General features: G+C 66.7%; 14 protein-coding genes. 1 reads left to right on the top strand and 13 read right to left on the bottom strand.

Annotated elements, in window-relative coordinates; genetic code table 11:
• Positions 1-81: 81 nt before the first annotated feature.
• From grxD to SPHME3_RS0116115, 3 genes are read right to left on the bottom strand one after another with little or no spacing between them, the layout of a single operon-like run.
• Entirely contained in the window at positions 82-408 is a 327-nt protein-coding gene (grxD, locus tag SPHME3_RS0116105) for a Grx4 family monothiol glutaredoxin (protein WP_017978331.1), read from the bottom strand.
• Between the two features lie 11 nt (positions 409-419).
• Positions 420-650: a BolA family protein gene (locus SPHME3_RS0116110; protein ID WP_020486447.1), complete on the bottom strand. Its 231-nt coding sequence runs from the start codon at positions 648-650 to the stop codon at positions 420-422.
• Between the two features lie 8 nt (positions 651-658).
• Positions 659-982: a DUF1476 domain-containing protein gene (locus SPHME3_RS0116115; RefSeq protein WP_024310502.1), complete on the bottom strand. Its 324-nt coding sequence runs from the start codon at positions 980-982 to the stop codon at positions 659-661.
• Between the two features lie 213 nt (positions 983-1,195).
• On the opposite strand from SPHME3_RS0116115, the gene SPHME3_RS21410 reads away from it, so the two are divergent.
• Positions 1,196-1,339, top strand: coding sequence for a hypothetical protein (locus SPHME3_RS21410; protein WP_017978328.1), 144 nt, complete (start codon positions 1,196-1,198; stop codon positions 1,337-1,339).
• Positions 1,340-1,361: 22 nt separating this feature from the next.
• On the opposite strand, the gene SPHME3_RS0116125 is transcribed toward SPHME3_RS21410, so the two are convergent.
• From SPHME3_RS0116125 to ppdK, 10 genes are all read right to left on the bottom strand, one after another.
• Positions 1,362-2,360: an NADPH:quinone oxidoreductase family protein gene (locus SPHME3_RS0116125; protein WP_024310501.1), complete on the bottom strand. Its 999-nt coding sequence runs from the start codon at positions 2,358-2,360 to the stop codon at positions 1,362-1,364.
• Complete coding sequence (leuD, locus tag SPHME3_RS0116130; RefSeq protein ID WP_017978326.1) at positions 2,323-2,952, bottom strand: 3-isopropylmalate dehydratase small subunit; 630 nt, start codon at positions 2,950-2,952, stop codon at positions 2,323-2,325. Before leuD ends, SPHME3_RS0116125 begins: the two co-directional genes overlap by 38 nt.
• A gap of 112 nt (positions 2,953-3,064) precedes the next feature.
• Positions 3,065-4,501: a 3-isopropylmalate dehydratase large subunit gene (gene leuC / locus SPHME3_RS0116140; protein WP_017978324.1), complete on the bottom strand. Its 1,437-nt coding sequence runs from the start codon at positions 4,499-4,501 to the stop codon at positions 3,065-3,067.
• Positions 4,502-4,573: 72 nt separating this feature from the next.
• Positions 4,574-5,257, bottom strand: a complete 684-nt coding sequence (locus SPHME3_RS0116145) for a glutathione S-transferase family protein (RefSeq protein WP_017978323.1) — start codon at positions 5,255-5,257, stop codon at positions 4,574-4,576.
• Complete coding sequence (locus tag SPHME3_RS0116150; RefSeq protein ID WP_017978322.1) at positions 5,254-6,141, bottom strand: alpha/beta hydrolase; 888 nt, start codon at positions 6,139-6,141, stop codon at positions 5,254-5,256. Before SPHME3_RS0116150 ends, SPHME3_RS0116145 begins: the two co-directional genes overlap by 4 nt.
• Before the next feature lie 38 nt (positions 6,142-6,179).
• Complete coding sequence (locus SPHME3_RS0116155; protein WP_017978321.1) at positions 6,180-6,821, bottom strand: 3-oxoacid CoA-transferase subunit B; 642 nt, start codon at positions 6,819-6,821, stop codon at positions 6,180-6,182.
• Positions 6,821-7,138 carry a DUF5076 domain-containing protein gene (locus tag SPHME3_RS0116160; RefSeq protein WP_020486446.1) on the bottom strand — a complete coding sequence of 106 codons (318 nt, stop codon included), beginning with the start codon at positions 7,136-7,138 and terminating at the stop codon, positions 6,821-6,823. Before SPHME3_RS0116160 ends, SPHME3_RS0116155 begins: the two co-directional genes overlap by 1 nt.
• A complete protein-coding gene (locus tag SPHME3_RS0116165; protein WP_017978319.1) occupies positions 7,135-8,079 on the bottom strand; it encodes an HAD family acid phosphatase in 945 nt (314 codons plus the stop codon). The genes SPHME3_RS0116160 and SPHME3_RS0116165 overlap by 4 nt, the downstream gene beginning before the upstream one ends.
• Positions 8,076-8,783 (bottom strand): CoA transferase subunit A, encoded by a 708-nt coding sequence (locus SPHME3_RS0116170; RefSeq protein ID WP_018251084.1) that lies wholly within the window; start codon positions 8,781-8,783, stop codon positions 8,076-8,078. Before SPHME3_RS0116170 ends, SPHME3_RS0116165 begins: the two co-directional genes overlap by 4 nt.
• A 187-nt stretch (positions 8,784-8,970) precedes the next feature.
• A complete protein-coding gene (gene ppdK / locus SPHME3_RS0116175) occupies positions 8,971-11,628 on the bottom strand; it encodes a pyruvate, phosphate dikinase (RefSeq protein ID WP_017978317.1) in 2,658 nt (885 codons plus the stop codon).
• Between the last annotated feature and the right edge of the window lie 65 nt (positions 11,629-11,693).

Consider the following 11,693-nt stretch of genomic DNA (forward strand, 5'->3'; position numbering starts at 1 on the left):
CAGCCACAAATACAAAAGGGCGGACGCCATACGACGCCCGCCCGATGCCCGATCTCGTCGGGCAGGTATCGAAGCCCGCGCTTACTGCGCGGCGGCTTCGCCCTTCAGCAGCGTCGCCAGTTCGCCGCTTTCGTACATTTCCATCATGATGTCCGACCCGCCGATGAATTCGCCGCCGGCATAGAGCTGCGGGATCGTCGGCCAATCGGAATAGGCCTTGATGCCCTGACGGATCGCCTGGTCCTGCAGCACGTCGACGCTTTCGTAGCTGACGCCGAGATGGTCGAGGATCGCCACCGCGCGGCTGGAAAAGCCGCACTGCGGGAACAGCGGGCTGCCCTTCATGAACAGCACCACCGCGTTGTTCTTTACGACGGCGTCGATGCGGGCGTGGGTATCGTCGGTCATGGTCTGTATCCTCAGGCTGCTGCGGTTTTGAGTTGCAGCGCATGGAGTTCGCCGCCCATCCGGCCGCCGAGCGCCGCGTACACCGCCTGATGCTGCTGGCGCAGCGGCAGGCCCGCGAAGCTCGCCGACACGACGCGTGCGGCATAATGGTCTCCGTCGCCGGCAAGATCGGTGATCTCGACCTCGGCATCGGGAATGGCGGCGCGGATCAGCGCGGCGATATCGTCAGCGGCCATCGGCATCGCGCTGCTTACTCCGGCTGCATCAATTGGCGACGCGCTTCGATCGCCTTGTCGGCGAGTGCGCGGCGCACGGTGGCATCGTCGGTTTCGACACGCGCGGCGGTGAGGTCGCCCAGCAGCTTGCGAACGACGTCTTCATCGCCCGCTTCCTCGAAATCCGCCTGGACGACCGACTTCGCGTAGGAATCCGTTTCCTCCGGCGTCAAACCCATCAGTTCCGCGGCCCACTGGCCCAGCAGACGGTTGCGGCGCGCGGTGATGCGAAACGCCATTTCCTCGGCGCGGGCGAACTGCCCTTCCAATGCCTTTTCCCGATCGTCGAACATTGTCATCGCGGCCATTTCCCCCGGGTCGGTCTGTTTCGGTCTCCACATAGGAGCGGGGGACCGCCCGCGCAACGCACGCTGCTGTGCCGCACGATCAGCTCTCACGACGGGACGTGCAAAATAAGTAAAACGTAACGCCTACGTTATGGAACCGTTAAGCGGGTTATGAGATATTGAATATAGGGTACGACGCAAAGATCGGCCCGCTGGAGAAGGACAATGACCAACGCGCCTCTCACCGCCGGCACACATTCCGGCACTCACGACCACCGCGCCACGCCGCTGACCGGCGTGATGATCGGCACGGGGATCTCGCTGTTTTTGTGGGCGATGATCCTGGCTGTCGTATTCGCGGTACGCTAACCGCCCCGCCCGGTGGCCGAGGTCAACCGACCTCGACCACCAATTTACCGATGGCCCCGCGTGCGGCCATCTTGGCGATCGCATCGCCACCCCGTTCGAACGCAAAGGTTTCCGTGACGCGCGGCGCGATGCGCCCCTCCCGCCACAAACGGAACAAAGTGTCGACATGCGCAGCATTCGCCTGCGGATCGCGTGCGGCGAACGCGCCCCAGAACACGCCGCAGACATCGCAGCTCTTCAGCAGCGTAAGATTGAGCGGCAGCTTCGGAATACCCGCCGGGAAACCGACGACCAGATAGCGCCCCTCCCAGGCGATCGAACGCAGCGCCGGCTCGGCATAGTCACCGCCCACCGGATCGTAGATCACGTCGAAGCCGCCGCGCCCGCCGGCCGCCTTGAACTGTTCGGCGAGCGCCTTGGACTGATCCTTGTCGAACGGCGCGCGGCCATAAATGATCGTCTCGTCCGCGCCCGCAGCCTTGGCGGCCGCCGCCTTTTCCTCCGACGACACCGCCGCGACGACGCGCGCGCCATAGGCCTTGCCGAGTTCGATCGCCGCCAGACCGACACCGCCGGCCGCACCGAGCACGAGCAGCGACTGCCCTTCCGCCAGGCGTCCGCGGTCAAGCAGTGCATGGATGGTGGTGGCGTAGGTGAGGATCAGCGCCGCGCCCTCGGCGAAGCTGCGGTCTTCGGGCAAACGGTAGAGGCGCTGCGGCTCGGTGGCGATCTTGCTCGCCAGACCGCCGTGGCCGATCACGCCCATTACGCGATCGCCGACCTGCCAGTCGGTGATGCCCTCGCCCAGCGCCTCGATGACACCGGCGATCTCACCACCAGGTGCGAAGGGACGCTGCGGCTTGAACTGGTACTTGTCCTCGATGATCAGGACATCGGGATAGTTGATCGCGCAGGCCTTCACCGCGACCAGGACCTGCCCCTTGGCAGGTACGGGATCGGGCGATTCCGTCAGCTCTAGAGTTTCAGGTCCGCCCGGCGCCGTCGACAGCAATGCTCGCATATCCGCTCCTACTCCCGATCCAGGGGCGGCTCTGCTCGACCGCACCTTCGAATTTCGAAATCGCGGTATCTCTTGCCAGTGTCAGACCGACTTCGTCCAGCCCCTCCATCAGGCAACGGCGACGAAACGAGTCGAGTTCGAAGGTGAAGCGATCCTGATAGGGGGTCGTGACCGTCATCGTTTCGAGATCGACGGTAATCGGCTGCTCTTTCGCCACCTCGACCAGCCGGTCGACCGCTTCCTGCGGCAGCACCACCGGGACGATGCCGTTCTTGAAGGCGTTGCCGGAGAAGATGTCGGAGAAACTGGGCGCGATGACGGCTTTTACGCCCATGTCGGCGAGCGCCCAGGCGGCGTGTTCGCGGCTGGATCCGCAGCCGAAATTGTCGCCCGCGATCAGGATCGGCGCGCCGGCATAGCGGGGATCGTCGAAGACGTTACCCGGCTGCGCGCGCACCGTTTCGAACGCGCCGCGACCCAGTCCTGAGCGCGTGATGGTTTTCAGCCAATGCGCCGGGATGATGATGTCGGTGTCGATATTCTTGGCACCCCAGGGATAGGCGGTGCCACTGACGGTCGTGACGGGCTGCATCGGCGTCAGCGCTGGGTCGCGGCCGGATGGGTGAGCACACGCGCACCGGCGACATAGGCGGCGACGCCGCTCATCATCGCGCCCGCGACCAGCACTATCAGAACCTTCTTCATCATCGTCCTCCCATCACATCGCGCACATCGGCGAGCCGTCCCGTCACCGCGGCAGCAGCCGCCATTGCCGGCGACAACAAATGAGTCCGCGCGCCAGGTCCTTGACGTCCCACGAAATTTCTATTGGAGGTGGAGGCACAGCGCTCGCCCGCCGGCACCTTGTCCGGGTTCATCGCGAGGCACATCGAACAGCCCGGCTCGCGCCATTCGAAGCCCGCCGAGACGAACACGCGGTCGAGGCCCTCCGCCTCCGCCTGCCGCTTAACCAGCCCCGATCCGGGCACGACCATCGCGCGCACGCCATCCGCGACGCGGCGTCCGTCCGCCACCGCCGCGGCGGCGCGCAGATCCTCGATCCGGCTGTTGGTGCAGCTGCCGATGAAGACGTGCTGGATCGCGACGTCCTGCATCGCCGTGCCCGGCGTCAGGCCCATATAGTCCAGGCTGCGTCGCGCCGCCTCGCGCTTGGCGGGATCGGCGAAGCTGTCGGGTTCGGGGACGACGCCGGTGATCGGCACGACGTCTTCGGGGCTCGTGCCCCAGGTGAGCGACGGCGCGATCTCACTGGCGTGGAGGGTCACGCTCTTGTCGTAGCGCGCGCCGGTATCGGTCGCGAGGCTGCGCCACCAAGCCACCGCCCGATCCCATTCGTCACCCTTGGGCGCCATCGGCCGACCCTTCAGATAGGCGAAGGTCGTGTCGTCCGGCGCGACGAGGCCGGCGCGCGCACCGCCCTCGATCGACATATTGGCGAGCGTCATCCGCCCCTCGATCGACATCGCACGCACGACGTCACCCGTATATTCGAAGACATGGCCGGTGCCGCCCGCCGCGCCGACGCGGCCCATGATCGCGAGGATCACGTCCTTGGGGCTGACGCCATAGCCGAGCGTGCCGTCGACGCGCACCTCCATCGTCTTGGACGGGCTGAGCAGCAGCGTCTGCGTGGCGAGCACATGCTCGACCTCGCTGGTTCCGATCCCGAAGGCGAGGGCGCCGAGCGCCCCGTGCGTCGACGTGTGGCTGTCGCCGCAGACCAGCGTCGTGCCGGGCAGCGTGAAGCCCAGCTCCGGCCCAACGACATGGACGATGCCCTGCTCCGCCGCGGTCGCATCGATATAGTCGACGCCGAACTCCGCGGTGTTGCGGCGGAGCGCGTCGAGCTGCTGCGCGCTTTCGGGGTCTGCGATCGGGATCAGGCGCCCGCTGGCATCGACGCGCGGCGTCGTCGGCAGATTGTGGTCGGGCACCGCCAACGTCAGCTCGGGGCGACGGACGCGGCGCCCGGCGGCGCGCAGCCCCTCGAACGCCTGCGGGCTGGTGACTTCGTGGACGAGGTGGCGGTCGATGTAGATCAGGCACGTGCCATCGTCGCGCGTTTCGACGACGTGCGCGTTCCAGATCTTTTCGTACAGGGTCTGTGGTCGGGATGCCATGATGGCGCTCGCGTTAACCGAAACGATGCGTCGGCGAAAGGCTGTGCGACAGATTATTGCCGGGAGGATCGCCTATTTGCGATGGTCTGCCGTTATCGTCCCGCAGGCACGAATATCCGCCTCATGCGCCTGCTCACGCCAGGTCTCGGTCAGCGCCACCGCCTCCCAGCGAAGGACATCGGGATGCGCCAGGATCGTATCGACCCAGCGCCGCCCCGCCTCCCCCACGTCGATCCCATAAGTGCGCACGCGAAAGGCGACAGGAGCGTAAAAGGCATCAACCGCGGTGAAGGCGCCGCCAGCCAGCCATGGTCCGCCGAAGCGAGCAAGCCCCTCGCCCCAGAGCTCGGCAATCCGCGCGACATCGCGCGCCAGAGCGGCAGAGCCCGGGTTGGGGTCGGCACGCACCCCGACGTTCATCGTCCGTTCGTTGCGCAACGCCGCGAACCCGCCGTGCATCTCCGCGACCGCGCTCTGCGCCCAGGCGCGCGCATCCACGCTCGTAGGCCAGATGCCGTCATGTCGATCGGCGAGATACATCACGATGCCGAGCGAGTCCCAGATCGTGCGGTTGCCGTCGATCAGGACCGGCACCTGACCCGTCGGCGAGAAGGCGCGGAACGCCTGCCAGTTGTCGGCCTGCGCGAAGGATTCGATCCGATCCTCGAACGGAATGCCGAGCGCCGTCATCAACAGCCAGGGCCGCAGCGACCAGCTGGAATAATTGCGGTTGGCGGTGATCAACGTGTAGCTCATGGCACCCTCCCCTTCCCCAATGCCCCTTTCAGGAACGCGACGCTGTCGTGCAGCACCGGCGCCTTGCCGCGGAACGGCACCGAGAGCGCCATCACGACATCCTCGTGGCTGAGGCCGCTATAGTCGCGCAGCTCCACCGGCGAACCCGCTGCGCGCAACCGCTGCGCCAACGCGATGGCGTTGCGCGGCTTCACTTGCGTGTCGGCGCTGCCCGTCACCAGCAGCATCGGCGGCAATCCGGGGCGGGCATAGTGGATTGGCTGCGTCGCGGGACCGTCAACTACGCCGGCGAAGGCGTCGATCGATCGTTTCGAATCGAACGGGAAGAAGTCGTACGGGCCGCACAGCCCCATCACCGCCTTGATCGTATCGGGCGCCAGCCCGACGTCGCGCAGCCACCGCGGATCGATCGCCAGCATCACCGCATTATAGGCGCCGGCCGAATGGCCCGCGACCGCGATCCGCCCCGCATCGCCGCCATATTCCGCGACGTGATCATGCACCCAGCGCAGCGCGTCGGCGCCGTCCTGGACGAAGGCCGGGAATCGCACGCCCGGGACCTTGCGATAATCGGGCACCACCACGACGAACCCCGCCCTGGCGAAGGCGCGTGCGGCGAAGGCATAGGCGGCGCGGTCGCCATTCACCCAGCCGCCGCCATAGATGAAGATCACGACGGGCCGCCGGCTCGCTGCCCCGGTGGGGCGCCACACGTCGAGCGTTTGCCCGTGCGATCCGAACGGCACGCCGTTCGCGACTCGCTCGACTCCGCGGCCACCGCCCATCACGCCATCGGCTATACTCAGCCATCGCGGCCCGGACACGGTCGCGTAGAGGATGCCGACGATCAGCCCGATCAACCCGATCCCGATCAGCCAGCGCATCGTCCCTCCTCAGGCGTCCGGGCGCTGTCGGGCGATCGTTACAGCGCCACCTGATAGGCGGCCGTCGTCTTGGCCGCGACCTCGTCGGCAGTCACGCCGGGTGCGAGTTCGACCAGCTGGAAACGCGAATCGTGATCGGGCCGCCGGAAGATGGCGAGATCGGTGACGATCATGTCGACGACGTTTTTGCCCGTCAGCGGCAGCGTGCAGGCGGGGATGAACTTCGGGCTGCCATCCTTGGCGTTGTGGTCCATCACGACGATGATCTGCTTGACGCCGGCGACGAGGTCCATCGCGCCGCCCATGCCCTTGATCATCTTGCCGGGGATCATCCAGTTGGCGATGTCGCCACCCTCGCTGACCTCCATCGCACCCAATACGGTCAGGTCGATATGCCCGCCGCGGATCATCGCGAAGCTCTGTTCGCTGCCGAAATAGGCGCTTTGCGGCAGCTCGCTGATCGTCTGCTTGCCGGCGTTGATCAGATCGGGATCGACCTCGTCGTCATAGGGGAACGGCCCGATGCCGAGCATGCCGTTCTCGCTCTGCAGCGTGACGGTCATGCCCGCGGGGATATTATTCGCGACCAGCGTCGGGATGCCGATGCCGAGGTTGACGTAATAGCCGTCACGCAGTTCCTGCGCGGCGCGCGCCGCCATCTGATTGCGGTCCCAAGCCATTAATGCACATCCCTGTTGGCGGTGATGGAGATCGGATCGGTCGTGGGCGCAGCGCGCTCGGCATCCAGCCCTTCCCAGATGCGCGCGAGCGCTGCCTCCTCGTCGATGTTCACCGCACGGGCATAGGCCCTGGCGGCGTGGCGGACGCAATCGACCATGGCGAGGCCAAAGGCGAAGGGATCCGGCCCGATCGGCACCGGATTGACGAAGCAGGTGACGGGGCCGTCCTGCTTGGCCCAGACGCGCAGGAATTCGGCGCTGCCGCCGATCATGTCGGCGTAGCGATCGAGGTTCATCGGGACGGGCTTGTCGCTCATCGCGCGCCTCCGTCGACCCAGCGCTTGTCGGCCGGGAAGACGTCGTCGAAGCCACCCTTCAGCCCGGTGCCGTAGACGGGATTGGGCAGGACGAACCAGCCATTGCCCCACATCTCGCCGATCGCGCCCGCATCGGTGGCGCGACGCCGGTCCGCCGGCGAGGCGATCGCACCGAACAGGTCGCTGAAATCACCGAGCTGATCGCCCGCCATCGCGACGACGCAATACCGCTGGGCAATGGCGGCGCGGCGCGCGTCCTTGCCGTTGATGCCCTGGCGCAGGAACAGATTGTCCCCCGGCGTGAAGTCGCCGAGACCGGCAGCCTTCAGCGTGGCGACCGTGCCCGGCGCGGTGGAGGCATCGCGATTGGTGTTGATGATGATCGCGATGTTGGCGGCGCGCAGCGCGGCGAACGCCTCAATCGCGCCGGGAGCCGCCACGACGGCCTTGGCGCCGGTCCGCTCCCAGCGTGCCCATTGTGCGGCATCGAAGGGGGCGGCGGGATCGCGCGCCGCCAATGCCTCGACGCCGAGATTGAGAATCACGGTTTCGTCGGCGTCGAACACGGCCGCGCGCGGCTTGCCGGCGCAGGCGGTCCAGCTCGGCGCGGCGAGCGTGGCATTGGGTGCGAGCACGACGCTGTCGCCCGCCGCCTTCCGATAGGTGGCGTAGGAAACGAGCGCGCGGAACGCCTGCCGGCTGAGCGCCAGCGCTTCGCCCGAGCCGTAGAGGAACTGGAACTGCGGCGGGACGGCCGCCGCATCGGCGCTGGCGGCACCGCCGGGCGCAGGTAAAGCCTTCAGCCGGGTGATCTGCACGACCTTGCCGTCGGCGGTGTAGGCCTGCCCCGGCGCGGGCAGCGTCGCCACCCGTTCGCCGCGCCCGCCACAGGCCGTCAGCAGCGCCGTGGTGGCCAGCGCGAGGACGAGGCGGCGCATCATGCGTTCTCCCGCTCGCGGACGGTGCGGAATTCGATCTTCTTGTCGTAAGGACTGCCGACGATCATCCGCTTCACGTAGATGCCGGGCAGGTGGATGTGATCGGGGTCGAGGCTGCCGACCGGCACGACCTCTTCGACCTCGGCGACGCAGATCCTGCCGGCGGTGGCCATCGGCTGGTTGAAGTTGCGCGCGGTCTTGCGGAAGATCAGGTTGCCGCTCTCGTCCGCCTTCCAGCCCTTGATGATGCTGAGGTCGGCGCGGATGCCGCGTTCGAGGATATAATCCTGACCGTCGAAGGTCTTCACCTCCTTGCCCTCGGCCACCAGCGTGCCGACGCCGGTCTTGGTGTAGAAGCCCGGGATGCCCGCGCCCCCTGCCCGGCAGCGTTCGGCGAGCGTGCCCTGCGGACAGAATTCCACCTCCAGCTCGCCGGAGAGATACTGGCGTTCGAACTCCTTGTTCTCGCCGACGTAGCTCGAGATCATCTTCTTGACCTGGCGGCTGCGCAGCAGCTTGCCGAGGCCTTCGCCATCGATGCCGGCATTGTTGCTGGCGATCGTCAGATCCTTGACGCCCGAGGCCTGGATCGCGTCGATCAGCCGTTCGGGAATGCCGCACAGGCCGAAGCCGCCCGCGCAGATCGTCATGCCGTCATGCAGCAGGCCTTCGAGGGCCGCGGCGGCATCGGGATAGAGCTTCTTCAACGCCTCTCTCCTGTCGTTGCCGCGGCGATAGCGGGGCCGGCGGCGCGGGGTCAAGCAAACCTGAATGAGGTTTCAGGTTTGTTGTGGGGGCCGTCACCTCGGGCTTGCCCCGGGGTCCCGCTTCTTTCTCTTAGCCAGGGCAAAAGCGGGACCCCGGCTCTTCGGCCGGGGTGACGAGCAATGGGCTTTACTTCAGCGCCGCCTGCGCCGCTGCGAGGCGGGCGATCGGCACGCGATAGGGGCTGGCCGAGACGTAATCGAGGCCGACCTTTTCGCAGAAGGCGATGCTTGCCGGGTCGCCGCCGTGCTCGCCGCAGATGCCGAGCTTGATGCCGGGGCGCGTCTTGCGCCCGCGCTCGGCCGCCAGTTCGACCAGCTCGCCGACGCCATCGACGTCGAGGCTGACGAACGGGTCCTTGGCGTAGATGCCCTTTTCGACATAAGCGCCGAGGAAGCGGGCGGCGTCGTCGCGGCTAACGCCCAGCGTCGTCTGCGTCAGGTCGTTGGTGCCGAAGGAGAAGAATTCGCCCGTTTCGGCGATCTCGCCTGCCTTCAGCGCGGCGCGCGGCAATTCGATCATCGTTCCAACGAGATAATCGATGGTCTTGCCACGTTCTGCGAACACGGCCTGTGCCGCCTGATCGACCACCGCCTTCATCAGATCGAGCTCGCGCTTGGTGGCGACGAGCGGGATCATGACCTCGGGGATCGGCGCCGCCCCCGATTTGTCGGCGACGTCGAGCGCGGCTTCGAAGATCGCGCGGGCCTGCGTTTCGTAGATTTCGGGATAGGTGACGCCGAGGCGGCAGCCGCGGTGGCCGAGCATCGGGTTGAATTCGTGCAGCTCGGCGGCGCGGCGCTTGAGCACCTCCACATCGACGTCGGCCGCCGCGGCGACCTCGGCGAACTCGTTTTCCTCATGCGGCAGGAATTCGTGCAGCGGCGGATCAAGCAGGCGCACCGTTACCGGCAGGCCAGCCATCACCTCGAAGATCGCGGTGAAGTCGCTGCGCTGCGCGGGGAGCAGCTTGGCGAGCGCGGCGCGACGGCCGGCTTCGCTGTCGGCGAGGATCATCTGGCGGACCGCGGTGATGCGATCGGCGTCGAAGAACATATGTTCGGTGCGGCATAGGCCGACGCCTTCCGCGCCGAAATCGCGCGCGGTCTGGCAGTCGAGCGGGGTTTCGGCGTTGGCGCGGACCTTCAGGCGACGCACCCCGTCGGCCCATTCCATCAGCGTGCCGAAGTCGCCGGCAAGCTCGGGCTGCACGGTAGCGACCGCGCCGGCCATCACCTCGCCGCTCGCGCCGTCGATGGTGATGACGTCGCCCTCGCGGATCTCACGGCCCGCCACCTTCATCACCTTGTCCTTGGCGGAGATCGACAGCGATCCGGCGCCCGAGACGCAGGGACGGCCCATGCCGCGCGCGACGACGGCGGCGTGGCTGGTCATGCCGCCGCGGGCGGTGAGGATGCCCTCCGCGGCGTGCATGCCGTGGATATCCTCCGGGCTGGTTTCGACGCGGACGAGGATGACCTTGTCGCCCGCTGCCTTGCGCTTTTCGGCAGTGTCGGCGTCGAACACGACCGCACCGGACGCCGCACCCGGCGAGGCGGGCAGGCCCTTGGCGATCACGTCACGCGGGGCGTCGGGGTCGAGCGTCGGGTGGAGCAGTTGGTCGAGCGCCATCGGATCGACGCGCAGGATCGCCTCTTCGCGGGTGATGAGCCCTTCGCTCGCCATATCGACCGCGATCTTCAATGCGGCCTTGGCGGTGCGCTTGCCCGAGCGGGTCTGGAGCATCCAGAGCTTGGCCTGTTCGACCGTGAACTCGATGTCCTGCATGTCGCGGTAATGCTTTTCGAGCCGGTCGAAGACCGCCGCCAGCTCGGCATACACCTCCGGCATCGCCTCTTCCATCGAGGCGGGCTTGGCGCCGGCCTCTTCGCGGGCGGTCTTGGTGAGATATTGCGGCGTGCGGATGCCGGCGACGACGTCCTCACCCTGCGCGTTGATCAGGAATTCGCCGTAATAAGCGTTCGCGCCGGTCGAGGGATCGCGGGTGAAGGCGACGCCGGTGGCGGACGTGTCGCCCATGTTGCCGAAGACCATCGCCTGCACGTTGACCGCGGTGCCCCAGTCGGCGGGGATGTCGTTGAGGCGGCGATAGACCTTGGCGCGTTCCGACTGCCACGATCCGAACACCGCGCCGACCGCGCCCCACAATTGGTCGTGCACGTCCTGCGGGAAGGGCTTGCCCCATTCCTTCTCGACCAAGGTCTTATATTCGGCAACCAACGCCTTGAGATCGCTGGCGGACAGTTCGGTATCCAGCGTGAAGCCGTTGTCTTCCTTGGCGATCTCCAGCGCTTCTTCGAACGCGCCATGGTCGAGTTCGAGCACGACGTCCGCGTACATCTGGATGAAGCGGCGGTAGCTGTCCCAGGCGAAGCGTTCGTCGCCGGACTTGGTCGCAAGGCCCTCCACGGTCGTATCGTTGAGGCCGAGGTTGAGGACGGTGTCCATCATGCCCGGCATCGAAACGCGGGCACCGGAGCGGACCGAGACGAGCAGCGGATTTGATGCGTCGCCGAAGCTCTTGCCCGTAACCCCTTCGATATGCGCGATACCTTGCGCCACTTCGTCCCGCAGCGACTGGGGGAATTGCTCGCCCTCTTCGTAGTAGCGCGTACACATGGCGGTGCTGATCGTGAAACCGGGGGGCACGGGCAGGCCGATCGACGCCATTTCGGCAAGGTTCGCGCCCTTGCCGCCGAGCAGGTTCTTGTCGCCCTTTCCGCCGTCCGAAACTCCGCCACCGAAACGGTACACGTATTGGGTCATCGCTGGTCCTTAAGAGCTGACGTGTTGGCCTGATCCCCGGGGAGGAAAGAGCATACCGAACGTTC

Source organism: Sphingomonas melonis DAPP-PG 224 (genome assembly GCF_000379045.1).
Taxonomy (GTDB): Bacteria; Pseudomonadota; Alphaproteobacteria; order Sphingomonadales; family Sphingomonadaceae; genus Sphingomonas; species Sphingomonas aquatilis.